The sequence below is a fragment of the Salinimonas sediminis genome, from assembly GCF_003429285.1.
Lineage (GTDB): Bacteria > Pseudomonadota > Gammaproteobacteria > Enterobacterales > Alteromonadaceae > Alteromonas > Alteromonas indica.
In genome coordinates, this window is the sequence record NZ_CP031769.1 from 2,573,552 (window position 1) to 2,599,570 (window position 26,019).

At 50.7% G+C, this 26,019-nt stretch carries 21 protein-coding genes; 5 read left to right on the forward strand and 16 right to left on the reverse strand.

The annotated features are described in order from the left end of the window. Window positions 1-8 precede the first annotated feature (8 nt). From D0Y50_RS11510 to D0Y50_RS11520, 3 genes are read right to left on the reverse strand one after another with little or no spacing between them, the layout of a single operon-like run. Window positions 9-1,052, reverse strand: a complete 1,044-nt coding sequence (locus tag D0Y50_RS11510; RefSeq protein ID WP_117317066.1) for a phosphotransferase — start codon at window positions 1,050-1,052, stop codon at window positions 9-11. A gap of 7 nt (window positions 1,053-1,059) precedes the next feature. Then, on the reverse strand, window positions 1,060-2,277 hold the full coding sequence (locus D0Y50_RS11515; RefSeq protein WP_117317068.1) for an acyl-CoA dehydrogenase family protein: 1,218 nt from the start codon (window positions 2,275-2,277) through the stop codon (window positions 1,060-1,062). Window positions 2,278-2,295: 18 nt separating this feature from the next. Further along, window positions 2,296-2,991 carry a histidine phosphatase family protein gene (locus D0Y50_RS11520; protein WP_117317070.1) on the reverse strand — a complete coding sequence of 232 codons (696 nt, stop codon included), beginning with the start codon at window positions 2,989-2,991 and terminating at the stop codon, window positions 2,296-2,298. A gap of 231 nt (window positions 2,992-3,222) precedes the next feature. On the opposite strand from D0Y50_RS11520, the gene hemN reads away from it, so the two are divergent. Then, window positions 3,223-4,620 (forward strand): oxygen-independent coproporphyrinogen III oxidase, encoded by a 1,398-nt coding sequence (gene hemN / locus D0Y50_RS11525; RefSeq protein ID WP_232366245.1) that lies wholly within the window; start codon window positions 3,223-3,225, stop codon window positions 4,618-4,620. On the opposite strand, the gene D0Y50_RS11530 is transcribed toward hemN, so the two are convergent. The 7 genes from D0Y50_RS11530 to moaB all read right to left on the reverse strand — a co-directional run bounded on the left by D0Y50_RS11530 (window position 4,617) and on the right by moaB (window position 8,852). Next, the gene (locus D0Y50_RS11530; RefSeq protein WP_147318236.1) at window positions 4,617-5,663 is read right to left on the reverse strand and encodes an ATP-binding cassette domain-containing protein; all 1,047 of its coding nucleotides are present in this window, start codon (window positions 5,661-5,663) and stop codon (window positions 4,617-4,619) included. The genes hemN and D0Y50_RS11530 overlap by 4 nt on opposite strands. After that, window positions 5,648-6,316, reverse strand: coding sequence for a molybdate ABC transporter permease subunit (modB, locus tag D0Y50_RS11535; RefSeq protein WP_117318751.1), 669 nt, complete (start codon window positions 6,314-6,316; stop codon window positions 5,648-5,650). The genes D0Y50_RS11530 and modB overlap by 16 nt, the downstream gene beginning before the upstream one ends. Window positions 6,317-6,324: 8 nt before the next feature. After that, complete coding sequence (gene modA, locus D0Y50_RS11540) at window positions 6,325-7,053, reverse strand: molybdate ABC transporter substrate-binding protein (protein WP_218023535.1); 729 nt, start codon at window positions 7,051-7,053, stop codon at window positions 6,325-6,327. Window positions 7,054-7,153: 100 nt separating this feature from the next. Beyond that, the gene (locus D0Y50_RS11545) at window positions 7,154-7,618 is read right to left on the reverse strand and encodes a molybdenum cofactor biosynthesis protein MoaE (RefSeq protein WP_108567141.1); all 465 of its coding nucleotides are present in this window, start codon (window positions 7,616-7,618) and stop codon (window positions 7,154-7,156) included. Further along, on the reverse strand, window positions 7,619-7,864 hold the full coding sequence (locus tag D0Y50_RS11550) for a MoaD/ThiS family protein (protein ID WP_108567140.1): 246 nt from the start codon (window positions 7,862-7,864) through the stop codon (window positions 7,619-7,621). Next, entirely contained in the window at window positions 7,861-8,343 is a 483-nt protein-coding gene (gene moaC, locus D0Y50_RS11555) for a cyclic pyranopterin monophosphate synthase MoaC (protein ID WP_117317077.1), read from the reverse strand. The genes D0Y50_RS11550 and moaC overlap by 4 nt, the downstream gene beginning before the upstream one ends. Further along, window positions 8,343-8,852 (reverse strand): molybdenum cofactor biosynthesis protein B, encoded by a 510-nt coding sequence (gene moaB, locus D0Y50_RS11560; protein ID WP_108567138.1) that lies wholly within the window; start codon window positions 8,850-8,852, stop codon window positions 8,343-8,345. The genes moaC and moaB overlap by 1 nt, the downstream gene beginning before the upstream one ends. A 104-nt stretch (window positions 8,853-8,956) precedes the next feature. Here moaB and D0Y50_RS11565 point away from each other — a divergent pair, with 104 nt between their 5' ends. Next, window positions 8,957-9,709, forward strand: coding sequence for a HesA/MoeB/ThiF family protein (locus D0Y50_RS11565; RefSeq protein WP_117317079.1), 753 nt, complete (start codon window positions 8,957-8,959; stop codon window positions 9,707-9,709). A 61-nt stretch (window positions 9,710-9,770) separates the two neighbouring features. Continuing rightward, the gene (locus D0Y50_RS11570) at window positions 9,771-10,892 is read left to right on the forward strand and encodes a M14 family metallopeptidase (protein ID WP_117317080.1); all 1,122 of its coding nucleotides are present in this window, start codon (window positions 9,771-9,773) and stop codon (window positions 10,890-10,892) included. An 84-nt stretch (window positions 10,893-10,976) separates the two neighbouring features. Here D0Y50_RS11570 and D0Y50_RS11575 read toward each other — a convergent pair whose 3' ends face one another. Next, the gene (locus D0Y50_RS11575; RefSeq protein WP_117318753.1) at window positions 10,977-13,283 is read right to left on the reverse strand and encodes a zinc-dependent metalloprotease; all 2,307 of its coding nucleotides are present in this window, start codon (window positions 13,281-13,283) and stop codon (window positions 10,977-10,979) included. 307 nt (window positions 13,284-13,590) lie between these two features. On the opposite strand from D0Y50_RS11575, the gene D0Y50_RS11580 reads away from it, so the two are divergent. Continuing rightward, complete coding sequence (locus D0Y50_RS11580; protein WP_117317082.1) at window positions 13,591-14,058, forward strand: hypothetical protein; 468 nt, start codon at window positions 13,591-13,593, stop codon at window positions 14,056-14,058. Between the two features lie 6 nt (window positions 14,059-14,064). Here the strand turns inward: D0Y50_RS11580 and D0Y50_RS11585 are convergent, their stop codons facing one another. From D0Y50_RS11585 to recC, 4 genes are read right to left on the reverse strand one after another with little or no spacing between them, the layout of a single operon-like run. Continuing rightward, a complete protein-coding gene (locus D0Y50_RS11585) occupies window positions 14,065-14,466 on the reverse strand; it encodes an ATP-binding domain-containing protein (RefSeq protein WP_170145497.1) in 402 nt (133 codons plus the stop codon). A gap of 35 nt (window positions 14,467-14,501) precedes the next feature. Further along, window positions 14,502-15,929 carry an exodeoxyribonuclease V subunit alpha gene (gene recD, locus D0Y50_RS11590; RefSeq protein WP_117317087.1) on the reverse strand — a complete coding sequence of 476 codons (1,428 nt, stop codon included), beginning with the start codon at window positions 15,927-15,929 and terminating at the stop codon, window positions 14,502-14,504. Further along, window positions 15,930-19,523, reverse strand: a complete 3,594-nt coding sequence (recB, locus tag D0Y50_RS11595) for an exodeoxyribonuclease V subunit beta (RefSeq protein ID WP_117317090.1) — start codon at window positions 19,521-19,523, stop codon at window positions 15,930-15,932. Continuing rightward, window positions 19,520-22,795: an exodeoxyribonuclease V subunit gamma gene (gene recC, locus D0Y50_RS11600; RefSeq protein WP_117317092.1), complete on the reverse strand. Its 3,276-nt coding sequence runs from the start codon at window positions 22,793-22,795 to the stop codon at window positions 19,520-19,522. The genes recB and recC overlap by 4 nt, the downstream gene beginning before the upstream one ends. 491 nt (window positions 22,796-23,286) lie before the next feature. On the opposite strand from recC, the gene D0Y50_RS11605 reads away from it, so the two are divergent. Continuing rightward, complete coding sequence (locus D0Y50_RS11605) at window positions 23,287-23,940, forward strand: dUTP diphosphatase (RefSeq protein WP_117317094.1); 654 nt, start codon at window positions 23,287-23,289, stop codon at window positions 23,938-23,940. A 226-nt stretch (window positions 23,941-24,166) separates the two neighbouring features. On the opposite strand, the gene D0Y50_RS11610 is transcribed toward D0Y50_RS11605, so the two are convergent. Next, complete coding sequence (locus D0Y50_RS11610) at window positions 24,167-25,840, reverse strand: AMP-binding protein (RefSeq protein WP_117317096.1); 1,674 nt, start codon at window positions 25,838-25,840, stop codon at window positions 24,167-24,169. Window positions 25,841-26,019 lie beyond the last annotated feature (179 nt).

The window sequence follows — 26,019 nt, forward strand, 5'->3', positions numbered from 1 at the left end:
TTGGCAGGTTATTCATAGCGGGTGTCCTTATTTATTACCTGTAAAGCCATATCAGCCAAGGGCGCAACCATGCTGCCCAAGTGGCGGGCTTGGTCACTGGAGGCATTACCGTCCATGCCACGTTTGACGACCCCCTGCAGTATAGCGGCCAGACGAAAGAAGCTAAACGCCAGGTAAAACGACCAGTGCTCAATGGGTTCGAGGTTACGGCGTTGGCAATAAGCCTGGACATACTCTCGCTCGCCGGGGATCCCCAAGGCGGTGCGGTCCAAACCACCTAAACCGGGCGCCTGTGGCAACGTTGCTGGCAACCGCAGTTGCATACACTGGTAAGCCAAATCGGCAAACGGATGACCCAGGGTAGAGAGTTCCCAATCCAGTACCGCCATGACGTTAGGTTGTGGGGCGTGACTGAACATCATATTATCCAGCCGATAATCACCGTGTACCAATGCAACCTGGCCATCATCAGCCGGCAGGTTTTGTGCAAGATAATCAATCAAACTGTCCATCTGTGCGATAGGCTGGGTTTGCGAGGCCCGATACTGACCGGTCCAGCGTTCTACCTGACGATGAAAATAGTTACCTGCTTTCCCGTAATCTGCCAGCCCTACTGCGCTTGGGTTGACATCGTGCAAGGCAGCCAGCGTCTGGTTCATCGCATCGTACATATGCTTGCGAGTGGCGTTAGTATTTATCTCTGGCAGCGCGGCGTTCCAGTAAATCTGCCCCGCTACAAATTGCATGATAAAAAACATACTACCGATAATAGTGGTGTCCTGGCACAAATGCAGCATATCCGGTACGGGCACAGCGGTATGTTGTAAAGCCGCCATCACGGTATATTCACGGTCTACCGCATGGGCCGATTTTAGCAGTGCGCCCGGCGGTTGCCGACGTAATACGAACTGTCCTGCCGTGGTGGTAAGTAAAAAAGTTGGGTTTGATTGCCCCCCGCTGAATTTTTGATATTCGGTGATAGCACCGATTGCCGGCACATGCAGCTTCAGGTAGCGGTTAAGCGTTGCCACGTCTAACTGACTGACTTTCATATTAGGGTTATCTCCCTGCCTGTTTTTCAATCAGGCTCTTGCCTAATTGCATCATATGTACCTGGTCTGGCCCATCGGCCAGGCGAACGGTTCTGGCATAAGCATACATTGCCGGTAAGGGAGAGTCCTGGCTGGTCCCCATGGCCCCGAACATTTGTATAGCTTCATCAATAACACGGCATGCCATAGCCGGGGCCACAATTTTAATGGCAGCAATAATATCTTTGGCTACTTTGTTGCCGTAACGATCCATCTGATCAGCCGCTTTAAACGTCAGTAAACGCGCCTGTTCTATCTGACAATGCATGGTCGCGATACTTTCCCTTACAGATTGTTGTTTGGCCAGCGGCTGGCCAAAGGCAACCCGGTTACTCACCCGTTCACAGGCCAGATCCAGCGCCCGCTGCGCACAACCAATCAGCCGCATACAATGATGTATACGGCCTGGCCCCAGCCGGCCCTGAGCTATTTCAAATCCGCGGCCTTCACCCAGAATAATATTGCTGGCCGGCACACATACATTATCAAACAGAATTTCGGCATGGCCTACCGGTTCATCCAGATAGCCCATCGCCGACATCGGCCTGACTACATTGACCCCCGGCGTGTCCATTGGCACCAGGATTTGCGACTGCTGCTGATGGCGGGGCGCATCAGCATCGGTTTTCCCCATAACGATCAGAATTTTACAATTTTGGTTCATGGCGCCACTGGTATACCACTTACGCCCATTGATAACATAGTTGTCGCCCTGGCGAACAATTGAGGTTTCTATGTTGGTAGCGTCAGAGGAGGCAACATCAGGTTCCGTCATGGCAAAGGCTGAACGTATCTGCCCTTCCAGTAATGCGGTGAGCCATTGTTGCTTCTGCTGCTGGCTACCATATTTGGCGAGTACTTCCATATTGCCGGTGTCCGGGGCACTGCAGTTAAAAATCTCTGCACTAAACGGCACGCGCCCCATAATTTCACACAACGGCGCATACTCCAGATTGGACAATCCTGCTCCGTATGGCTGGTATTCTTCCGGCAAAAATAAGTTCCATAAGCCGGCTTCTTTGGCTAATTGTTTTAACCTATCCAATTCTAAAGGGGTCTTCCACTGGTGTTGAGGTTGGCTGAACAGACTATGGTAATCCTTTTCCAGTGGATACACGTGTTCCTGCATAAATGCATTTAATTGAGTGGCAAGCGTTGTGGTTTTTTCGTTATGCTCAAAATGCATAGGGATAATCTCCTTCACTTACGCATAAGTGATGTGTGGGGCGCGTTCACGCGAGCTTAAATGAGGTACGCTATTAAAACTGTGCAAGGACCAACTGTGCGGGTTAACGATAAGACGGGTGACACTGGTATTTTGAATTTGCAGATTAAGCTTAATAATATTGTCAGCGCCCAAGCCCAGAGTTAAACCAGTAGCACAGGCGATAACGCCACCACTGGTCGCTACCACTACCCTTTTATGCCCTTGGCTGAGTAACTGATTGAGGCCTTCTTTAACGCGTTGAACAAAGGTATGCCAGCTCTCTGCAGTGTCCGGCACCTGCAGCTCGCCTGTGGACCACGCCTGCATACTTTTACGCAGCGTCTTGAACCAAAACCGTGGGGTCTGTTCCTGCTGGTCCTGTCCCGGGTATTGCTTTAAAAATGCGCCCACCACCTGCATAAAGTCAAACTCATCAAATTCGCTCATATGGGCAGTGACCGGCTGGCCCTGGGCTTGCGAAAGCGCATTCAGGGTGTGGATTTGCCGTTGCAGTTGCCCGCTGTACAGGCCGTCAAACTGCAATTCCTGCTCGTTAAACCACTGCCCTAACCATCTTGCCTGGAGTTTGCCCAACTCGCTCAGTACATCATAGTTGTCTTGTCCGAACGATGCTTGTCCGTGCCTTACCAGGTATATCTCTGTCATAACCACCGCGCCTGCTTTTTCTAGCATACTAGGTGAAGCCAACTGATAAGTTTAATTGATATTTTGAATATGACGCCATTCATTCATTTTATCTGAGCCAGCGAGCGTGGCAGTCATTGCGATAAACGGGTTGGCACTACCAGCAGAGGTAAACTACGCTTATTGGGCAGTAACAAAAGGTTTATTGGGCTGGATCAATAAACCGCTTCACCTGATAGCGTAATGTTAGGTTAATACTCCTGATAAAGAGCCGTGATCATGTTAAACATGAACCGTAATAACGCCATAACTACTGCCCCTGCCTTCGCGCATCCGGAGGCTGATGATATCCGCGTACCCCGTTATACCTCCTACCCCGCTGCCGGCTTATTTGCGCCATTTGATGATGAAGATTTGATGGCGCAGACCGTTATTCCTGAAGGTTCGGCGGCCCTGTATGTGCATATTCCATTTTGCCATGACCTGTGCTTCTACTGCGCGTGTAATAAAGTGGTAACCCGCCACCATGATAAAGCCGATCGCTACCTGGACTATTTACACAAAGAAATGGTGCAACGCCATCGCCTGTTGAAAGACTGTCAGATTACTCAACTGCATATAGGGGGTGGTTCGCCCGGGTTTTTATCGGTCTCCCAGCAAGCTCGCCTGCGCGCCATGTTAGATGACTATTTTTGCATTGATACGCAGGCAGAACTAAGTATCGAACTTGATCCCCGGCATACGTCTCGGGCGTATCTGGCCTGGCTGGTACAATTAGGCTATAACCGGATTTCGTTTGGTGTACAAGATACGGATGTTCAGGTTCAGCAAGCTATAAACCGCGTGCAAAGCACCCGCCACATCCATGAATTAGTGAGTATTGCAAAATCACTGGGCCTGGCATCGGTTAACCTTGATCTGATCTATGGATTGCCGCACCAAAACCTAACCAGCTTTAGCACAACGTTAGCCGACGTTATTGCAATGCAGGCCGACCGGATTTCGTTGTTCAGCTACGCGCATATTCCTGCCCGTTTTGCTGCCCAGCGGCGTATCCACACCCACTGGTTACCCGATGCACGAACCCGCACTCAGCTTAACGAAATGGCTATAGCCAACCTTCTGGAGGCTGGCTATAGCATGATTGGAATGGACCATTTTGCCCGAAAAGATGATGCCTTAGCGAGGGCCAATCGGCAACAAACCGTTCACCGTAATTTTATGGGCTATACTACCGAGCCCACTAAAACGTTGCTGGGGCTGGGGATGTCTGCCATTAGTAGTACACCTGATGTGTACTCGCAAAATCCCGGCGAACTCAACGCCTATTACGCGCGATTGGATGCCCAACGTGGATTAACTGCAAAGGGCTATGTGCTTAATCAAGACGATAAGCTAAGACGTGACGTTATTATGCACCTCATGTGTCACTTACACATTGAGTTTGCCTCTTTTAATGCAACACACAAGATTGATTTTGTGGACTATTTCGCCTCGGAGCTTAGTGCTTTGATGCCCTTCATTGATGTTGATTTAATTACACTTGATGAAGATAAATTACAGGTTTATCCCAGTGCAAAGCGCTATATCAGGACGATTTGCAGTATTTTTGATGGCCACCAGCCGGTACTCAACCACCGGCTTCACGAATGTCGTTTAGAGGACAGAATTATTTAAAGCCGGTTGAAGGCTTCTACAGCGAAACGTGCTGCGACAGTGTCGCCCACGCTGAGCTGTAGTTGCTTTATGGCAATATCATTTAACGTGGCATACAACACGGTGTCGTTACACTGTAATGTGGCCAGATATGCGCCTGGCACTATCACATCCAGCGCGGCTAACTGACAAATAAACCGGTTACCCATACTGGTAGGCTCGGTAAGCTGTCGATCAATGGTCACCGCGCTGGCCGGTACAGCCAGACTGACCAAACCGTTATGTACAAACGGCTTATCAGCATACAGGGTTTGCTGCTCACAGGAAAATGCCACTACTGGTTCATTGTCAGTGTTCTGTTTGGGGCCACTGATGATACCAAATTGGGTGGAGGCACCATTTGCGATATTGTTATTTATCTGCTGCTGATGAATTTGTCTGATAACCGCATGCGCCGGGCCCTGATGCACAACCTTTCCCGCCTCCAGATACAATACGCTGGTGCAATAAACCGACAAATCCTGTAAATCGTGACTGACGATTAACACCGGTAAGCCGTTGTCAGCCAGGCTACGCAAATACCCTAAAATGGCATGTTTAGTCTGGTTATCAAGGGCACTTACCGGTTCATCCAGAAGCAGAATATCGGGTGAATTTAAAATGGCCCGCGCCAGGGCTACGCGCTGAGCCTCACCACCCGACAAGCTGTGGGGCATACGCGATAATAAATGCGAACACTGGCAACCTAACACAACCTCATCAAACCAATGCGCCTGGGAGCGGGCATAGTCTACGGCCAGTAGCAGGTTTTGTCCCACCGACAGGTGGGGAAATAATAACGAGTCCTGAAACACCAGCCCAACCCGCCCCTGGCGAAAGGTGTAATGTTGCCATTGACCTTGTACGGAGGCGTCGTGCTGTAACCGGGCAAGGCAACGTAGCAGCGTACTTTTCCCGGCGCCGGAGGGGCCCGTTAACCCAATCATCATATCCTGACTGGGGTTACTTACTGTGATGTTCAGAGCAAAGCTGTTACTCGCCCTATAGCTTACTGAAAATTCCACGAGCGCCCCCCGCTTCGATTAAAGCGATATAACGCACTAAGTAACACAAAAGAAAATATCAACAAGCCAATCGCTAATACGTGAGCGTCGGCATAGTTGCCCGCCTCCACATGGTCATACAACGCAATAGACACCACCTGCGTTTGACCAGGAATGTTTCCGCCAATCATCAATACCACGCCAAATTCCCCTATGGTATGGGCAAAACTCAGGCCGAAGGCGATTACAAAATAGGACTGACATAGGGGGATAACTATGCGCTTAAAACGCGAATAGCGCGACATCCCCATAGTTTTTGCTACATCCAGATACCGATAGTCCAGCTGGGTAAAGCCGGTATAAAGCGGTTGTACAGCAAAGGGTAACGAGTACAGCAGCGAACCTAACACCAATCCGCTGAATGAAAATGCCAGCTGCTGGCCGGTAATCCCCTGCCATACACTGCCAATAAGCGCATCCGGGGCAAATGCCACTAACAAATAGAAACCCAGCACCGTAGGGGGTAATACTAACGGTAAAGCAATCACGGATAGCACAAAATGCTTCATTTTGTGCTGCCAGCGGGATAGCGCCCAGGCTAGCGGAGTGGCTAGCAGTAACAAAATGATACTGGTAATGGTGGCCAGTTTTAAGGTCAGCCAGATTGGCCCCATATCAATATTCAAGGAGATTCCTTATCTAAGATATATGAATCGTATCCCCATTGACTAAGCTGCTGTTGTACTTGGGCAGACATGAGATAATTGACAAACAGTTGTGCTTGTTCTGGCTGTGGAGCCGACGCCGGCACCACTACTTTTTGTAAAATAGGTTGGTGTAAATGCGCCGGTACTAAGGCCGCATGTGGCTGGCCGGGCTTTACCAACGAGGCAGCCACCAGAGCATGCTCTACATTACCCGAACGGTAATACTGATAGGTTTGCAGAATATTTTTGCCTAGCACAAGATGACGTTCAGCGCGTGGCCATTTATGCAGCCGGGTAAGTACCTGGCGCGCTGCCAACCCATAGGGCGCCAGCGCCGGGTTAGCAATAGCCAGTTTACGCTTGCCAGCAATGACGGTGTTAACCAAATCATTCATATCTGGTGCAACGATGTCTGCATTAAGGTAAGCCAGTCGGCCTTGAGCATACACATGTAGTGTATCCCGGTCGGCGTGGTGTTCGTCAACCAGTTGCTCCGGGCGCCGGGCGTCAGCAGACATAAATACGTCAAATGGCGCACCATGCGTAATTTGGACAAACAATGTTCCGCTGGACGCCACAGTAACCACCGCTGGGATAGAAAACTGACGCTCAAAATCCTGGGCTACCTGGCGCGCAGGCGTAGCAAAGTTCGCCGCCACTGCAATGTGCAGAGGTTGCGCCGCCCACGCCGTGTTATTCAGCAATTGCCCCACCAGCAACATGCCTATTGTTATAAAATACCCGGCCAGCCTTCTACCTGGTATGTTCCACCCATCCCTTCGCATAAAAATGTCCCTGCTTTTATTATTGTATTTTTTTAAGCCAGGCCATAGCTGCCTGATCATCGCTGGCTTTAGGTTCCACCCACTGTGCCGCGCCGTGCTGATACTCTTTTTTCCACAAAGGTACTGCCTGCTTTAGCGTATCCATGATAAAGCAAGCGCCTTCAAAGGCATGATGACGGTGCGTCGCGGCGCAACCGACCCATACGATTTGGTCATGATTGGCCAGCCGACCTATACGGTGCACCGCCGCCGCATTGGCCAATGAAAACCGGCTGACAGCCTGCTCCACTAGCTGTAACAGCGCATTTTCCGTCATGCCCGGATAATGTTCCAGTTCCAGCCCGTCTATCGGGCCTTGTGCGTTAAAATCCCGCACCAGTCCGGTAAAGGTTACGATAGCGCCGGCCGGCTTATCACATTGCGCTAATAACTGGTCGTACAATGTTTGTTGTGAAAAATCAGCCTCACTTACCTGAACGAACATTTATCCTCCCGTTACCGGTGGAAAAAAGGCGACTTCGTCGTTTTCGTTTAATAATGCAGAACTATCACATAAGGTTTGATTGACCGCACATAAAACAGTGCCCTCAAGGGCGTCGTGCCAGGCGGGGCTTTGTTGTTGCAAGCGTAGAATTAGCGAAGCAACATCCAGACCAGCCTCAAACGGTACCTGCAACTGTCCACAACCTGACAATTCGCGAACCTGAGCAAATGTTTTTACTGTAATCATGCTTTGTCCCGTTGCCAATGGCCCGTTTTCCCACCTTGTTTTTCGAGCACGCAAACCCCGTCTATACGCATTGCCGGATCCAGGGCCTTGCACATATCAAATAATGTTAGCAATGCTATATTCACGCCGGTTAATGCTTCCATCTCTACCCCTGTCTGGCCACTTAGCTTGCACATACATCGTGCTTCAATACGCCGCTTGGCTGGCTCTACAGTGAACTGAATATCGACTTTCGCCAACGCCAGCGGGTGACACAGCGGAATAAGGTCGCTGGTTCGTTTAGCCCCCTGAATACCCGCCACCCGGGCGACGGCAAATACATCGCCTTTGGCTATCCGCGATTCACTAATTGCCTCAATGACGGCTTCACTGACATATAAAAAACCATGGGCGGTGGCCTCTCGAGCACTAATATCCTTGGCCGAAACATCGACCATATTAGCTTCGCCCTGTTGATTTAAGTGACTAAACTGGCTCATTACATGGTTCCGGTCAGATGGCCTACAAAATTACACGGCCGGTAAGTTGAATCTAGCTGACTTTCAATTATCTGTTGCCAACCTGTACGACATGCACCGGTAGAACCTGGCAAACAAAAAATCACTGTGCGATTGGCAAAACCGGCAATCGCCCGCGACTGGATGGTTGACGTACCAATTTCATTAAAGCTCAGCTGGCGAAATAACTCACCAAAGCCGTCTACCGTTTTATCAAATAATACACTAAGTGCTTCTGGTGTTGAATCACGGCCGGTGAAACCGGTTCCACCGGTACTGATGACGGCATGAATATCATCGCGAGCAATCCACTGGGAGACCACCGCGCGTTGTTTGTAAATATCGTCTTGCACCAGGGCGCGGTCGGCCAGCACATGGCCGCTCGTCTGTAGGGCATCTACCAGGAACTGACCTGAAGTGTCGTTCTCGACCGTACGGGTATCTGAGATAGTAAGTATCGCTATTCTTAGGGGTGTTTTTAACTGCGGCATGGTTTTTCGTCAGGCATAAGAAGATGAATAATGTTATGTTATCGTACACTAAACCAGTGTGGCTATAACTCCACCGTCAAAAAGCCTAAATTAGTGCCTTCTGTATGCTTAAACGCCTGAATACTGCGCAAGCCATGCGCTATAACCGCCAGATTGTTCTTCCCCAAATCGACCTTGAGGGTCAGGAACACTTACTAAATAGCCGTATTTTACTCATTGGAATGGGTGGACTGGGCTGCAATGCTGCACAAAGTCTCGCCGCCGCCGGGGCCGGCTCGCTTACCCTGGTTGACGATGATGTGGTCAGTGTTACCAACCTCCCCCGCCAAATCCTCTACCGCGAAGCCGATGCGGGTCAGTTAAAAGTGACAGCCGCAAAACAGGCACTGCAACAACACAATCCTGCTTGCAATATAGAGACTATTAGTACCCGTCAGCAGCCCGACGCATTGGCATTGCTTACCGCGCACCATGATGTCGTACTTGATTGTACTGATAATAAAGCCAGCCGTCAGGCCATTAATGCCGCGTGCCATGCTACCAGCACGCCGCTAATCAGCGGTGCGGCCATCCGTTTTGAAGGTCAGTTATTTATGACTGATTATCAATCAGGCAGCCCGTGTTATGGATGTATGGCGCGGTTATTCGATGAACCTGAGCTAAGCTGCACCGAAGCAGGCATTTTAGCCCCGGTGGTGGCGATTATCGGATTACAGCAGGCATTAGCAGCAATGCAGTTGATTGCTGAATTTGGTCAGGCGCCGATTGGCACATTGACACTATTTGATGGCCTTACCGGCCAGTGGCAACGATTTGCGGTGCCCAAATCAGCGCAATGCCCGGTATGTTCAGGCTAACCCCCGACTGCTCCAGTCGCCGCTGCTGCGCTAATTTTTTTCAGATTCCAAGGAATTATTCATGACCGTAACGGTATCAAAGTCTCATTTGGTAGTGGCCCAGAACGCTTCGGGTAGAAATATGAACGTGCCGGTTTATCAAATAACCGCCCACCGGCCAGGCCCCAAAGTTTATATCCAAAGTTCCATTCATGGCGCCGAGGTGCAGGGCAATGTCGTTATCTATCATCTTATTAATAAATTGAAAGCGCTACAGGTAGCGGGCGAAATTATTCTTGTACCTAACTGTAATCCGGTAGGCACAAACATAAAAGCGGGCGAATATACGTTGGGCCGGTTTGATCCGGTCAATGGCACCAACTGGAATCGGGGATACTTTTATGATGAGCAGCGGGTACTGGCGTTTGCTGACGCGGTGGATGATGGGTTGCCCATCAGTGAAATAAAACAGCAGTTTCGCACGTTCTGGCAGCAGGCTATTGCCGAAAAGCTCAGCAGTCCGTGGGGCCTGGGATTAGCCCAGCAACTCAATCTTAAACTACAAACGATGGCGGCAGATGCTGATATTGTGCTGGATTTACACAACGGCCCGGTCTCCACCCGCCACATTTATATTCCTGAATATGCCCGAGACGCCGCGCAGCACTTTAATATTGAACATTGTATTTTTATACCAAATGTATTTGCCGGCGCCCTGGACGAGGCCACCTTCTGCCCCTGGTGGACGTTGCAGGACAGATTAAGCGAACGGTTTGGTCAACCCGTGGACCTGGGTGTGGAAGCCATGACTCTGGAGATGGGCAGCCAGGAAGTAGTGCAGTTTGCCGAAGGTGAGCAGGATGCCGACAGCATTCTGGCTTATCTGGGCCAGCGCGGGGTGATTGAACAATGTCCATATCAACCCAAACGGATGCGCCGGGTGGCCGTGCATTTGCGTGATTACAAAACACTTTATACCGATTTTGGCGGAATGGTGGAGTACTGCGCGGCCCCGGGCGTGCCGGTAAAACAGGGCGAGCCGCTAGCGCGGGTGTTGAATATTGATGAGTTGGACAACGATACAGCCACCTTTACCCTTCGCGCGCCGTGCGATTTAATTCCTATCTTGCACTTTCCTTCGGCTTCGGTGTTAAGTGGGACCCAATTATACAAAGTGTTTACCCACTACCAGCAAATCAGTTGACGGGATTTAAACTGTAAAAAGGGCCAGTATTGGCCCTTTTGCTAGTTTAGGTACCCGGTTATTTTGTTCCTTGCCAAAGGCAGTCTAGATTGGCGAGCCCGGCGGTAACGGCTTGACCGTAAACGAGCCTGGCCAGTTGCCCGTCTCCCAGTACTCCATTAACTGATTATGTAGCACGGGCGCTTCCAGCAACTTGCTGTCCTCCTCCAACCATTGAGTAAATTTGTGCAACGCTGCCTGTATTTCAGTACGTGCTTCCGGAGCAAGTTCGGGTTGCTGGACAGCAGTAAACAATGCGTTCAATGCAACCAATCGTAAACGCTTATGTAAGCCGTAATCAGCTTTCGGTTCACTGTACCAGTGTTGCTCCAGAATGCGGGTGGTAAGCGCATTAATACCGGGTAAGTCGCGTTTGGCGGCCGCCTGCCAGGACAACCGGTTTAAACGCTCCGCATCTAACAGTAACGAAAAAGCAAAATTGGCGGCTGACGCAGCAGCCGACACCGGGTCCAGAGCCAAGCCCATACGCCCGTTAAATTGCTCGCGGGTAACATCGTCACCATAGGCGGTGGGTGGGATAAGCTGAACCAGATTATCCGGCAGGCGCAAAAATTCCGCAGAGGTAGCCTGAAGCAACTGCTTTATAGCCTGTTTTTGGATGCCCGCTGCTACCGCTTGTTGACCTTTGGCAGTAGGATAGTCACCTTTACGCTCATATTCATAAACCATCCCTCCCACTTGTTTAGCGACCGCTTCTAGCTGATACCGATGCAGCAGATAAACGGGTACCAGAGCATCTTCCAGGGCCGACAAACTGGCCTTTGCAGGTAGGCTATCCAGGCCCATATTATTTAGCGCATGCTGGCGAATCCGCGTAATATTATCGAAAGCTTTTAACGGATCGCTGCCATTTTCCCACATATGACCATTGGCCGACGGGCCGGAGGAAGAGCGGGTGTCAAAGTCGGTTTTAAACCCCAGGCCGGCGTTTCGGGTAGCTTCAATCTGAGCCTGCAAACCTGCTTCACGAGCTGGTTTGTCCGCGTAATCCTGGTAGCCGTACGCGATAGCATGGAGATCCCATTTCCCCATTCCTTTATCATATGCGTTTGCTAACGAAATCTTGCCATTGTTTAACGTGAGCATCGGATGAGGATAATCCATGACTGACTCGCGGCCATCTTCGCTAGCCGCAAAGTTGTGCGCCAGTCCCAAAGTATGGCCCACTTCATGTGCCGATAACTGTCTGATACGGTCGAGCGCCATGGCACGCTGTGCTTTTGTCACGTCATCGTTTTTAGCCTCGTTACCGAAGGGGCTGGTCAGGCCCAGTGCAATAAGATAATCCTGTCTGACCCGTAATGAGCCTAGCGTAACATGACCTTTTATAATTTCGCCTGTTCGCGGATCAACGACTGAGCTTCCATACGACCAGCCGCGGGTAGCGCGATGCACCCACTGAATAATGTTATAGCGCACATCCATAGGGTCTGCATCTTCGGGTAACACTTTAACCTGAAAGGCCTGCTCGTAACCGATAGCAGCAAACGCCTGATTCCACCAGCTGGCACCGTCTTTAAGGGCACTCATTACCGGCTCCGGGATACCCGGGTCCAGATAATATATGATGGGTTCTACCGGCTTACTTACCCGGGCATCTATATCCTGCTTTTGTAATCGATGGCGGGTAATAAAACGCTGTTCAAGGGGGGCGCCGATGGCGGTGGCGTAATCAAAAAAGCGCCCTTTCCAAAAACCACTATAAGGGTGGTACTCACGTGGCTGGTAGCCTGCTTCGGGCAATGCTATAAAGCTATGATGCATATGCACGCTAATACTGGTTGGGTCGGGGGCAACATCCTGCAGGAAGCCACCTGGATTACTCCCGCCAAAGGTTATCAATGCCTCAAGTTCGGTGTTTTTTTCAAATGCTTTTGAGCGGGGTAAGTAGACTGCGCTACGTGCGACATCAGCTTGAAAACTGCCCTGCTCCCGTTGTTTTAAACGTAGTGATACACCATGTACGTCGCTTAACAAATAGGCTGTGTAGTCAACAATTAGCGTATCACCCTGTCGCGCTACCACAGTAAAGCCGGCAATAACTGAATCTGCGAAGGCTTGATCAATACTGTTTTTTTCTGCCTGGCTATCCGTTTGCGCACGATATTTGGTGTTAAGTTGTTTCAATAATATTTTATTGCCATGGCGCTCAAACTGCACCAACCGGGTTTCACCTAATTGGCCGCGATCCAGGCCGATATCATTTGAACCTACTCCATAGGGCAAGGATGTCTGAAACAGCAGAGGCTGATTCAGCTGACTGATTTGCAGATAAATCTTATCGCTACTGTCATCATAGTAAAATGGCAGAAAACCCTCATGTAATACCATATCCTGGGTAAAGTCTTTTACCGCCGGTATGGCTGCCCACGTAACTGCACTATACAAAAAAAGGGCCAGTGCCCACCATATACGCAATGTTATTCTCCTTGCTTAAGGTAGTTAAAAGACCGGGGGGATACAGCACAAAAACGCCGTCTGTCATTGTGCTGGTATTTTCTACCCTACTGGATCTGCAGCGCCTTTGTCTATGTTTTAAACAACCGCCAATATCACGCTATCGACTTGATCTGTATCAAAAGTCACTGCCCGACGGGGCCGTATACTGGTGTTATGGTTGCTAAATAGTGAAGTTGTCATGTCCCTTGCTTTACCCTGCGTGTCGGCGTGTTATGCCTGTTTGGATGGGCCAGGCCAAAAGCCTGGCTGTGGTGAGGTGAGTTGCTCCCATCCAGTCTATCTGCTATATGCTGATAAGCCCATATTCGGAGCGGCGTTAACCTTAAACCGGGCAGTATTTGACTCCTTAGGCGCGGTACCCAAGACAAACACCGGTATCGATAAAGGGCAAAGCGAAACAGCAAATGTAGCGGGTGGTAATGGCGGTATTACATCCACTGAGCCCGCACCGACGCGGCCACGGGCCACAGTGCCGGCCAATACCGTGTTGGGGTGGTGTGATGACAACCTGTTGCTGCACGCCAGTGGGCGTCGGCCACCCGTGATGGTCAGTCATGGTACCCTAATCAGTACGCGGGCTGTGGCGTTGATAACGTGTGGGTTACCAGCGCCGCGCCATGTTTTGTTCTGCTATCACCTGCCTTAAAGGCCGTTAGTTAACCGCCTGCCCGGCTAGGGTATGTAGCGTATGGGCTAGACCAGAATAGCGCTGCTGCTGACGGCCGACCATCGCAGTAAAACGGCTTTCGTCACCAACCAGTATACAACCCGCTTTAGCCCTGGTGAGGCCGGTGTACAATAACTCCCGGCTGCACAAGTTCGCAATGTGGCTACTTACCGGGGCTGGCATCAACATCACGACATGCTCAAACTCTGAACCCTGAGACTTGTGCACGGTCATAGCAAACACGGTTTCTACCGCTGGCAAACGGCTTAAACTTACCGTTTTTAATCCCTTATCTGTATCAAACCAGGCTTTGAGCTGGCCGTTAGCAGCGGGCCAGATGATCCCGACATCCCCGTTAAATAGCCCCTGGGCATAATGGTTTTCCACCACCATCACCGGTCGCCCTGCATAATGCCCGCCTTTTAATGGCCCCCCGCCACTTGTAGCGCCTGCTCTATACGTTGATTAAGCGTATTTACTCCCCACTCACCATTACGTACGGGGCTTAGCCAGCGGCAGCGAGCCATTTGTTGTAATGCTTCGGCCGGGGTAAGTGAAGGGTTCATCTGGGCACTAAAACACTGTCTGACCAGGTGCACAAAATGGGCCTCAAAGGCGCTATCTGACACACTCAGCACACCCTGATTAGCAGTGATATCGGCGGGTAGTTCTGCGGGCCGTATGATTTGCCAGGCAGCCGAGGGGGCATTGGCTTTAATTGCGGTAGCCACCGTTGCCAGATCCCCGCCGAAGCGTCTGCTGGTGTGCAACATTTTAACGTAATCGTTTGCTTTATCACTGACTTTTGGAACGGGTAGATGGGGACACATTCTTTGCAGGTGTTGCTGCAGGGCTGCACTGATCAACTCGCTATTGTGCCCCTCCACTAAAGCTTCCAGTACGTTACCTGACTCGACGGCGGGTAACTGATCAGCATCACCCACCAGGATTAACCGCGCCTGGGCGGGAAGCGCGCGCACTACGCGGGCCATTAATGCCATGTCGATCATTGATGCCTCATCAACAATTAACACATCACACTGCAAGGGGTTAGCCTGGTTCTTACGGGTTTCTACACCAAACCGACTTATACCTAATAATCTATGCAGAGTAACGGCATCCGTTGGCACGCTGTTGATAAGCGACTCATCCAGGTGCCCGCGCAACTTTTCCAGAGCGCCGGCAATGGACTCATTCATACGTTGTGCTGCTTTACCGGTAGGGGCCGCTAACTGGATCTTACTCCGGCCTTTTGCCACACACTGTAGAGCCAGCAATAAGCGGGTGACGGTGTAAGTTTTGCCGGTACCCGGTCCACCACTTATCACGGTGAATCGCTGCTGCACGGCACACGCTGTAGCCAGTTGCTGCCAGTCCTGCTCAGCGGTAGGATCAGTAGAAAACATGCCTGGCCAAAGTGTATTCAGACGAGCGTAATCTTCATCGCTAAGGGTTAGTGGTGCACATCGTTGGGCCAGCGCCTGCCCGATTTCCCGCTCGAATTGCCAGTAGCGTCGGGTATACAGCCTACCGTGCTGATAGACCAACGCTGAGGCGACCACGGAATTTTTCATAGCCTGTTCAATCGCGTGTTCAAGCTGCTCTTCAGCAGGATAACGCCAACCGTTAAGTTGCTGTGTTTCATCCACGAATAACGGGGTATTGGCAAGCTTGCGCACATCCACGCAGGTATGCCCCTGACGCTGTAATGCCGATAATGCCATCAATAGCATAAACCACGTCAGCGAAGCCTCATCTTCAGTGGTGCAGAACTGGCTGGCAAATAACCGATCTATCGTTTCTGTACCGCCTAAAGTATTGAGTACCGAAAGAAATTTAACTGTTTTCATTTATTCGGTCTCCGGCATATCAAACAGGCTATCCAGGTGTAATAGGTCGCTGGTTTTGGGGCGGGCAAAATACACGCCCTCTTGTGCACTATTTGCCGGATGCATGCCACGCAGGTATAAATAATACACCCCGCCAAGATGGTGTTCGGGGTCATAATCCGGCAGCTTTGACTGTAAATAACGGTGTAATGCCACGGCATAAATTAGATATTGCAAATCGTATAGATGATGCTGGTTATTCCGCCGTAATGCGGCAAACTGATAATCACTAAATTGTTCGCCCAAATGAGTAGATTTATAATCTGCAATGTAATAGCGATCGTTATGCACAAAGATAAGATCGATAAACCCATGCATCAGGCCTTCAATCTTTTGTGTATCAAGCGTCACCATAAACGGGCCCTGTGCCGCGCTTTCCTGTTTGCGATAGTGACTTAAGAATTGGTTAAGCTGATGCAAATTTACGCTTGCCAAAGGGAAGTAAAACTCGGCTTCGCGTAATGTTTGTTTGCGCTCAAGGCCGCCTAGCGTTATACCTGTCTGGTTTAATGGGGTGGCCAATACTTCATCAAGCCAGCTAAAAAAAAGTCCTAGATCGTCTTCAGCTATACCAAAACGCAGGGCCATGGCGTGAGCTTGGTTAGCCCAGTCTGGCTGGCTAAAATCACTCAACTCAAATATATCGTGCAGTAAATTCCCGGCCGCTGCGCCTTTGGTAAACGTAAAACGCATGGCATTAGCGCTTATCTGTGGGCCATCACTTTCAGTGCCCTGTGCCAGCGAGTCAATCTCAGCTTCCCGACGGTTGCGGTTTACCACCATTTGCCGCCGCGCCAGGGCCGAAAAAGAATATAACCGCCAGCGCTCGTTTACCTTGCCGTCAAACCTATCCACCTGCAAAGGCCCCACCGGGCTAGCAGCTGTGGTAGATGACCGGACCACCGGCTCATCGCTATCTGTAGTTACCTCGGCATAACAGATATGCTTTGGGGCATCCTGACTGAGCTGTTCGATACACGAGCGCCAGCTGTCTTCCTTACCCAACCCAACCGCTTTGGCCAGGGCACTATTATGCTGGTTTTCAAACCCTGCCACGCCCAGATAACACCGCTGCGCAGCGCGGGTCACAGCTACATATAACAACCGGGTAGACTCTGCATCCCCTTCCGCCCTTACCCGCGCAATCGCCGCATCGCTTTTGCCTAATAGTAGGGTGAGTTGCTGGGCCTGCTCGTCGTAATACCGGTAAAATGACTGATACTGTTTGCCCACCCGCGCCGGGTCACGATAATCGCTGGCAAACGGCACAAATACGATGGGATATTCCAGCCCTTTAGAGCCATGCTGGGTAATAAGCTGAATCAGCCGCGCGTCACTTTCCAGGCGCTGGACCTGTTCGGGGGCTTGGTCAGGTTGGCTGATGTGCCGGTGTAACCAGATAAGTAATTGCTCAGCATGCGCCTGAACGGCTGACTCGCGCTCAAGGACCTCAGCCAAATGCAGATAGTTGGTAAGGCGCCGTTCAATATCGGTATCATCACAGGCAAATTTTTCTTCCAGTAAGTATAAGATAAGCGCCATGCATCCGCGTTGCTCCCACATTTGGCGTAAGCTAAGCACCAGATTCATCACCGCTTCCCATGCCTCGTCATTTTCGTGGTAAAGCAGATCGGTAAGCTCGGCATGCGACATGCCAAATAAAGGGCTACTCAGGGCCGCCGTTAACCGGTTGGAATGCTGATAATGCCAGATACCATCAAGCACCCGATAGAGATCCTGGGCTTCGGGAGCAGCAAACAGATTAGTCCGGTTACTCAAAAAAACCGAGGCCAGCCCGGCCCGGCGCAGTGCATTTTGAATAATCAGGGCCTCAGGCCCACTGCGCACCAAAATAGCAATATCATGGGGCTGCACCTGAGCTTCGCCTAGTTTTGCCTGGGCCAGCAGACGAACAATTTCGCCCGCCACCCATCTTGCAAGTTGTTGCTGCAGCTGACCTTTTGCCGGCGAGTTTGCCGTCTCCTGCGCAATACCTGCGTAGGTCAGCGCCGCCCGCTGGGGATGGGGATCGTTTAACAAGGCTTTATTCGCTTTAGCAGCAGGCGTGGCGTTTACCGGTTCGTAACCAATTCCAAAGCCAAATACCTCGACTGGCGGTTGGTCTAACGGGGCGCCATAAAACAAACGATTGTAGCTACTTACCATCGGTTCGGTAGATCGCCAGTTAGTGTCCATAACCCACCGATAGTCGGCACTGTTGCCAGCCTGTAGGTAAGTAAAGATATCGCCCCCACGAAAACCATAAATCGCTTGTTTGGGATCGCCAATCATTAGGAGCACCTGACTTTCTTCCCCAGCCTGATAAACATTAGACAATATCTGGTACTGATTCGCGTCGGTATCCTGAAATTCATCAATCAGCGCGGCCGGAAACTTGTGCCGCAGCTGACACGCTAAGGCGGCTTCTGGCGCGTCAATGCGGGCGGCAAGCAAATGAATTAAATCATCGAAGTCTACCACGCCCTGCTGGCGCTTCTGGCGACTGACATGCTCGCGAATGAAGGCAAACCCCTGCGCTATCAAGGCCAACACCGGCGCTTGGTCAGCCATGCTGTCATGTTGCTTTTCAAGCTCTGCCAAAGCTGCTTTAAGCTGGTTGCCTAACTGCCTGACAAGGGCCAGCGGCGCTTTTAATTCGGGACAGTGCTTAAACCGGCTATGATGCGCAAATTTGTTGAAATCCGCGGGTAAGGGTTCCAATGCCTGAGCGCAGACCCACTGGGTTATCTGGTGCCACTGCTGGGCACGGACAGCGCTGTCTTTTACATTGTCTACCAGGTGCTCAGTAATCTGGTCTTGCCAGCTATCCAACTGCGATTGCAGCGCAATAAACTCATTCTTCATTGCTTTTTGCAGTGCAGCCCTGGCCTCCTGGCGTTGCGTATCAATTTGCTCAGCCGACAGTAAATGGGGTTCCAGGCCACTACGAATAGCGCTTTCAAATGTACTCAGCAGCGCCTCTGGAGTATGCCAGCCAGCGTGCATCAAACACTGATAGGCAACGTCATCTTTGGCTTGCTGGCGGATCCAGTCCTGCGCGGCCTGCAAATAGAGCGCCCGGGTATCAGTATTGAGCGCCAGCTGCATAGCGGCACCACTGGTAAACGCCAACTCTCCCAGAACCCGGTTACAAAAACCGTGAATGGTATACACTGCCGCTTCATCCAGCTCCAGCAACGCAGCATTAATGGCATTTAGATGCCGAGGCTCACCAAACTGCGCCAGTAACCGGATAAAGACCGGATCCGTATTATCGGCTAGCGGTTCGCCGGCCAATGCCTGAGCCCAGCAGTGGGCCGCCTCGCGTAACGTATCTGCTATCCGGCCACGGATTTCTTCGGTAGCCGCATTGGTGAATGTCATCACCAATATTTGCTGTACGCTCAGCTCCTTTTCTAAAATCAGTCTCAGGTACAACCGGGTAATATTGAATGTTTTTCCGGTGCCGGCACTGGCTTCGATAAGATGTCGGCCTGCCAATGGCATTGCCACAACATCTAACGGCTGGGAAGATTCGACGGTTGGGTGACTCATGCTTTTTTCTCTTTGTAGCAGTCCAGCAAGGGCCGGTAAAGTGTTTCAAAGTGCGCTAACGGCAAATCTTGCAAAGCAATGCCCTGGGGGAAAAACCAATGTAGATAGGCATCTTCTTTTAAGCCGGCGCTCATCACGTTGCCATCCCATAGCTTCTGCCATTCAAACGCAGCTTCGGGCTGAGCGGCCCACTCGGTCAGCGGTGTGCTGCCTGCTTTTTTTAATAATGTTATAGCGGCATCAGCCATCAGTAGCACCGGCTGACTATGTAACTGGGTAAAAGCCTCGGCCAAACGCGTCAGCAGGCTATCCGCTGCATCTGGCTCATGGCCGGTTAACGTAGCCATACGTAACACCGGCTCGCCTTTTTCCCATTTACAAAAATACGTATGCAGATTGGTTTGTATGCCAGCCGCATTGAACATCAGTAAGGTTATGAATTGTTGAAGCTGACGGGAGGTCGTTTGCGCGCCGCTATGCCAGCTCACCAGATCATTGCCATTGTACCAACCCTTGGTACTTAGCTGGCTTTGGCCAAAGTACCAGTGTTGCTCCTGTCCGCTGGGTTCAGGTTGCATCGCTTTAGTCATAATTAAAACAGAAGCGGCATCCCAGTTCTGCAACAGTGTTTTCCCCAGCGGGGTAGCCGGTAGCTGACCGTCAAGTTCAGCATGCTGCAATATCACTTGCGGATCCGCCTGTTGCGCCCGCGCCTCGTTTAACGCATCGAGAGTTTGAAAGCGGGTCAAATTATCGGCGGCGAACGGTTCAGCGTCATTTAATAAGGGCTGCGCACTGTCTAGATAGAGGCCTAATTGGTGGTTAGCAAAATAACGCAACGGATGGGTGAGCGCGCGGGCCATGGCCGCAGGACTAACCATGTCCGGCAACTGGACCTCGGCTAAAGGCGTAAAACTCCCCTTTGGCGCTTGGTCGTGGTGGGCTATCGCATTAGCCAGGCGTAACCAGCCGGTTTCAAAGCCCGGCCGCGAGCTAATAAAGCCAGCAACGCTAAACGGATGAAGGGCCAGGTGATGAGTTTGAGCATCGGAAAATTGATAGCGCTTTAATACTTCCAGCAATTCGGTGAGCACCAACGAGGGCTGTCTTTCGCTGTTGTCCTGGGCACTGTTCGCCTGATAACTCAAATACAACTGACTACGCGCCGAGATCAGCGCCTCTAAGAATAAATAGCGGTCTTCCAACCGGCGTGAGCGGTCGCCGATTTTACGCCCAGCGCTGGCCATCAAATCAATACTGATAGGTTGAGACTGGCGGGGAAACTCTGTGTCATTTAAGCCAAGTACACATACCACTTTAAACGGAATACTGCGCATGGGCAGCATGGAACAGAAAGTCACCTGGCCGGTTAAGAAATGATTGCCGGCATCTGGGGAGGAAAAACGCTTCACCAGAACTTCTTTGACCTGGCGCAAACTTAGCAACCCGTCATATAGCGCTTCCGCGCATTGGTCTGCCAACCCACTGGTTGCGTTACTAATGCTTTCCCATATATCTATTTTGTCAAAATCGGGCGCAAAACAGTCTTCGCGCATTTGCATCAAAAACAAGTGCCAGTCCGCGGCGGTACGGGGCTGGTTTAACAGGTTCGCATAATGCTTTAACTGCCCCACCAACCCAATAAGGCGGCCAAGGGTCACGGCGTTGCTTCCCTCCACGTGGGGTACACTAAGCATCCCATCGTGCAATTGTGGGCTATCGCCCAGCGCCATACCGGTTAATAGCCGCTCCAATCCCCAGTACCAGCTGAACGTGTCTGAATCATCCACTTGGCGCGTTACCTGACGCTTGTGCGCCCCATCCAATCCCCAATGAATATGTGCTTGCTCTAACCAGAATTGCATAAGATCCAAATCTTCAGAATGCAATTCGAACTTACTGCGCATCGCATCAAGCCGTAGGTAATCCATAATCCGGCTTACCTCAAAACGGCTATCGGGCAGGCTCAGTAAGCTTAAAAAAGCCGCAATCAAGGGTTCTGCATCTAAGGGCGAGCGGTCGGCAATGGAACACACTATACGGGGAGGATTGGTGCGCTGGGTGGCCGGCGTACCTACCCGGTGAAACACCGCATCAATCAATGGCGCATAGTCTTCTATGGCCGGGCACATCACCACTATATCGCCCGGTGCCAGGTCGGGATCGCGTTGCATTAAATACAATAACGTATCGTGCAATGCCTGTACTTCACGTAGCGGGCTATGAGCCTTGACCAGTTGCACACTGGTATCGTCCGGCGCCGTGACGAAGTCGGTATCCGGGCGACTTGCATACAAAATATCCTGCTGCATTTGTTGCAACAGCGAGGGCCCCTGTTCAGGTTGTGGGGGTGGGTCGGTGTCAAAGGCACTGACTTCAAATGTATCCAGTTCAGTAAGAAGATTGAATAAATCCCGGCCTTGCTGCCCCAGATTGGCTAGCAGTGGATTATCTTGTTGTTCCAGCTGCCACTGCTCAATACCCTGCTGGCGTAATAATCGGGCGCGCTCACGATCGCTTTTGGTATCGCCCCAATAAGATACACTGGGGTTAAGATGAAAAATATGGATATCGGTATGTACCGCCAGCGCATCAAAAAACTGCACCAATTGTGGCGCCATAGTATTGATCGCAAAGACAATGATGCGCTCAGGCAGAGCGTCACATCCGTTATGATGCAGCGTTTCGACAGCTTCTTTATGCAGGCGCGCAGGATGCAAAGGAGCCTGGGCCACCAGCATCCGCCAGATGGCGGCTTGCCATAGCTCGTCGCTATTTTCTGGTAATACCGTTTGCTGTTGTTCCCAGGCGAACAGCCACTCTGGCCGATAGAGTTGATACTGCTCAAATACATCTGCCAGCGCCGTGGCAAACTGAAGGCGTTGAACGGCTTGTTCATCGACATCCTGAATTGTCTGCCAGTAACGGCAAACGGGTGCCGCTTCCGGTAGGTTGCAAAAATCACTGTGTTGTATCAGCTTTTCAATGCGCCAGACCAGTACCTCACGGCGGTAAACCGACTGCCTGGGTACTTTGTCTTCGCCTAACACGGTCCGGGCCATTTCCCACATAAACCGCGTCGGTAGCGGAAAATTCAGATTCATCGCCACCCGTTGCTGGCGCGCTAGCTCCATATTCAGCCAATGCTGCATACCCGGGCTTTCTACCAGAATCGTTTCTGCCTGCAGCGGCGGCCCAGGCTGCTGTTGAATCAGCGCGCCGAGCAGATAACTTAAGTGTTCAAGCTTGTTTGAAGGATAGAGTGCGAGCAAGGTAAACCATTGTTGCTGGGGGTTTTACGTATGGTAAAAGATATTGCTGATGAACTCTAGCGATGGGCCGATGAATTATTGGGGATAGGTAAAACTACGCGTAGTGAAGAGGATAAATACCACCGGCCTGCCCCGTAACAGCACAGGAAAAAAGAACCCATACAGACCTCAGGACACGAAAAATCTGTATGGGTAAGGTCACGGGCAACCCTTTGACAACCGGGTTTCGGCGTTGCCTGGCACCGAACATGGTTAGCGCCAAAGGATTACACAGTTAACACTAATAGCTAAGGCAGCTTATGTGCCAACAATTTTAATTTTTATAATTCAATTACTTAGATAATTCTTAGGGGTTTGGGCAAATAGGTAGGCCGTGTTTCATGGTGCAAGCGCACCAATATAATGCACAGAAACGGGAATGTTCTTGTAACCCTTTTCTCCTCGCGGTCGCTTAGGTACAATTCCTTCCTTTTTCCAGGAATGCGTCCTTTATGCTAAGCCAACAACACATCGCCACTATGCTCTCTTTACAGGATAAAATGAATGCTAAAGTTAATCCTCAGTGGTTGCACGCTGGCTATGGCTACCTGCGCGCAGCAATGGTGGAGTCAGTAGAAGCCATAGAACATCATGGCTGGAAATGGTGGAAAGCCCAGGCAAAAGATTTGCCGCAGCTGCAAATGGAACTGGTGGATATATGGCACTTCGCATTATCTGATTGTTTAATTCGGTTTGACGGCAATAGTGATCAGGCGGCGGCGCAGTTAGCAACAGAGTTACAAGATACGCCTGTCAGCCTTGATTTTGATGGCCAGACATATGCATTTGCCCAACAAAACTTATTGGATAACCTGGAGCTTATGGCGGGGCTGTGCGCGGCGAAACGCTTTAGCGTTCCGCTGTTTATGAAAATAGTCGAACAATGTGAAATGCCGGCCGCTGAATTATATCGACAGTATGTAGGCAAAAATATTCTTAACTTCTTTCGTCAGGATAACGGCTACAAAGAAGGCCATTACCTGAAGGTTTGGCACGGCCGTGAAGACAATGAACATCTGGTAGAAGTACTAGCGGACCTTGATATAGACGCGGCAAGCTACAGCGACTTAGTGTATGCCGGACTGCGCGCCCGCTATCCGCAATAAACACACCATCGTTGCCCGTGGTATCCAGGCTCATCTTGTATTGATGAGCCTCGTAGCGTATTGCCCCGGGCCGCTTTTGTTACCGCATTACGGCTCTGGCTAACCATCACGGCGCGCGATAGCACCTATCCGGCCACCGGCGTTACTGCCAGTACCAAGTGGCGTTGTAGTAACCCTCTAACCCTATAGCATGGTCTGCAGGCGACCAGCAACAGGGATTACCCCGCTACGCTTTAAAAACCACCGGCTGATCATATTGAGCATGAATAATGGCATCATAGTGCTCTTCTAAAACATGCCGCTTAACCTTCAATGTGGGGGTGAGTAAGTTGTTTTCGATAGTCCAGGGCTCATTCACCACAATTAAATGATCAAGCTTTTGATGGCTTTCCAGTTTGCTGTTTACTTTATCCAGCGTGGTTATAAGCTTTTGTCTAATTGTCGCTTCATCCAGCGCCTCAGCTGGCTCGCTTAGCACAAGTAAACCAACGGGTTGCGGCAGATTGGTGCCCGTTACGCATACCTGCTCAATCAATGAGTTAACCATAAGCGCAGCTTCAATAGGCGAAGGCGTAACATATTTACCTTTTTCAGTTTTAAAAATATCTTTTAGGCGGCCGGTAATGCGAATATAGCCTTCATCGTCCATTTGTCCTTTGTCGCCCGTTTTAAGGTAGCCATCAGCGGTGTAAGTATCTGCCGTTTTTTCTGGTTCCAGGTAATATTCAACCATATTACAAGGTGACTTCACCTGAATCTCGCCCTCGTCAGACAACCGAATATCCACGCCATCATACGCTTTACCAATACAACCAATTTTATCTTCGCGAAACGGCACGCTGGCGCTGCCATATGCACTATTTTCGGTCATTCCCCAACCTTCTGATATATCAATACCAATTCGGTGAAACCAGCGAATAATCGCTGGCGCCAAGGGCGCCGAACCACTGGCCCAAAAACGCGCCTGATCCAGCCCCAGGCCCTGCCGAATTTTACGTGACACCACGCCCTTAATAATTGGAATGCTAAGCAAAACATTGAGTTTCTTTTGGGGCATTTTTGCCAATACTCCCATCTGGAATTTGGTCCACAAACGGGGCACGGAAATGAATAGTGTAGGCTGGCAATGATGGACATCGCGGGAAAATGTATCGAGGGACTCGACAAAGAAAATTTGCGGGCCGCCATAAAACGCCGCCAGTTCCACCAGTACTCGTTCGGTAATGTGGGCTAATGGCAGATAACTTAGCAACCTGTCATGTTGATTCAGCGTCAGCGAACTTAACGAATTCTGTGCTGCCCAGCATGCGGTGCGGTAGGTATGTACCACCCCTTTGGGCTGGCCGGTACTGCCAGAGGTATAAATAATCGTCATCATGGCATCAAGGTTAGGCAGCGGACTGTCGTTAATAGGATCGCAACTTATAAAGTCGGCCCAGCTTTGGGTGCCGGTCAGGTCTGGATAAGGAAAATAAACGGTATGACAATCGGCTGGAATAGCTGCCAGCTGAGCCTCCCGATTATCCAGTTTGCCCACCAACATGAGCTTAACGTCTGCATGCTGTAAGACATACTGAATCGTGCTTTCGCCAGCAGAACCAAAAATTGGTACGGACACATGCCCGGCCATCATGATCCCCAAATCCGCAATAAACCATTCCGCACAGTTTTTAGCAAAGATAGCAATTCTACTACCCGGCGCGTAGGCCATTTGGTTTAACCTGGCGGCCACTCGGCGGGCCTGATCAGCCACCTGTTTCCAGGTATAGGTTTCAACGCCGCCGGCTCTAGGCTGGTGCAAAAACGGCTCGTCACCTCTCGATGCTTCCCATTTGTATAGCATGGAGAGCGGTGATTCGGTCACAGCCGATACATCTGTTGCGGTGAAATCCAGGGGCATAGTTGGTTCCTTAAAGCATTACGCTTAACACATTGTTCACAAATATATAATAAGCCTGTTTTATCACTCAAGTACATTTCTATAATACCTTTTCATACTTAATGATAAGCCGGACAAATAGTTAGCCCCCGGCTGCCAGTAAAAAACCCTGCCGGTGTGAGGCTGCACCTCGTCTATTG

Excerpts from the sequence above, each read along its gene's own strand:
- D0Y50_RS11510 (WP_117317066.1), bottom strand. The coding sequence starts at position 1,052 with ATGAAAGTCAGTCAGTTAGACGTGGCAACGCTTAACCGCTACCTGAAG.
- D0Y50_RS11515 (WP_117317068.1), bottom strand. The coding sequence starts at position 2,277 with ATGCATTTTGAGCATAACGAAAAAACCACAACGCTTGCCACTCAATTA.
- D0Y50_RS11520 (WP_117317070.1), bottom strand. The coding sequence starts at position 2,991 with ATGCTAGAAAAAGCAGGCGCGGTGGTTATGACAGAGATATACCTGGTA.
- hemN (WP_232366245.1), top strand. The coding sequence starts at position 3,223 with ATGTTAAACATGAACCGTAATAACGCCATAACTACTGCCCCTGCCTTC.
- modB (WP_117318751.1), bottom strand. The coding sequence starts at position 6,316 with ATGGGGCCAATCTGGCTGACCTTAAAACTGGCCACCATTACCAGTATC.
- D0Y50_RS11545 (WP_108567141.1), bottom strand. The coding sequence starts at position 7,618 with ATGTTCGTTCAGGTAAGTGAGGCTGATTTTTCACAACAAACATTGTAC.
- D0Y50_RS11550 (WP_108567140.1), bottom strand. The coding sequence starts at position 7,864 with ATGATTACAGTAAAAACATTTGCTCAGGTTCGCGAATTGTCAGGTTGT.
- moaC (WP_117317077.1), bottom strand. The coding sequence starts at position 8,343 with ATGAGCCAGTTTAGTCACTTAAATCAACAGGGCGAAGCTAATATGGTC.
- moaB (WP_108567138.1), bottom strand. The coding sequence starts at position 8,852 with ATGCCGCAGTTAAAAACACCCCTAAGAATAGCGATACTTACTATCTCA.
- D0Y50_RS11565 (WP_117317079.1), top strand. The coding sequence starts at position 8,957 with ATGCTTAAACGCCTGAATACTGCGCAAGCCATGCGCTATAACCGCCAG.
- D0Y50_RS11570 (WP_117317080.1), top strand. The coding sequence starts at position 9,771 with ATGACCGTAACGGTATCAAAGTCTCATTTGGTAGTGGCCCAGAACGCT.
- D0Y50_RS11575 (WP_117318753.1), bottom strand. The coding sequence starts at position 13,283 with ATGGTATTACATGAGGGTTTTCTGCCATTTTACTATGATGACAGTAGC.
- D0Y50_RS11580 (WP_117317082.1), top strand. The coding sequence starts at position 13,591 with ATGTCCCTTGCTTTACCCTGCGTGTCGGCGTGTTATGCCTGTTTGGAT.
- recD (WP_117317087.1), bottom strand. The coding sequence starts at position 15,929 with ATGAAAACAGTTAAATTTCTTTCGGTACTCAATACTTTAGGCGGTACA.
- recB (WP_117317090.1), bottom strand. The coding sequence starts at position 19,523 with ATGAGTCACCCAACCGTCGAATCTTCCCAGCCGTTAGATGTTGTGGCA.
- D0Y50_RS11605 (WP_117317094.1), top strand. The coding sequence starts at position 23,287 with ATGCTAAGCCAACAACACATCGCCACTATGCTCTCTTTACAGGATAAA.
- D0Y50_RS11610 (WP_117317096.1), bottom strand. The coding sequence starts at position 25,840 with ATGCCCCTGGATTTCACCGCAACAGATGTATCGGCTGTGACCGAATCA.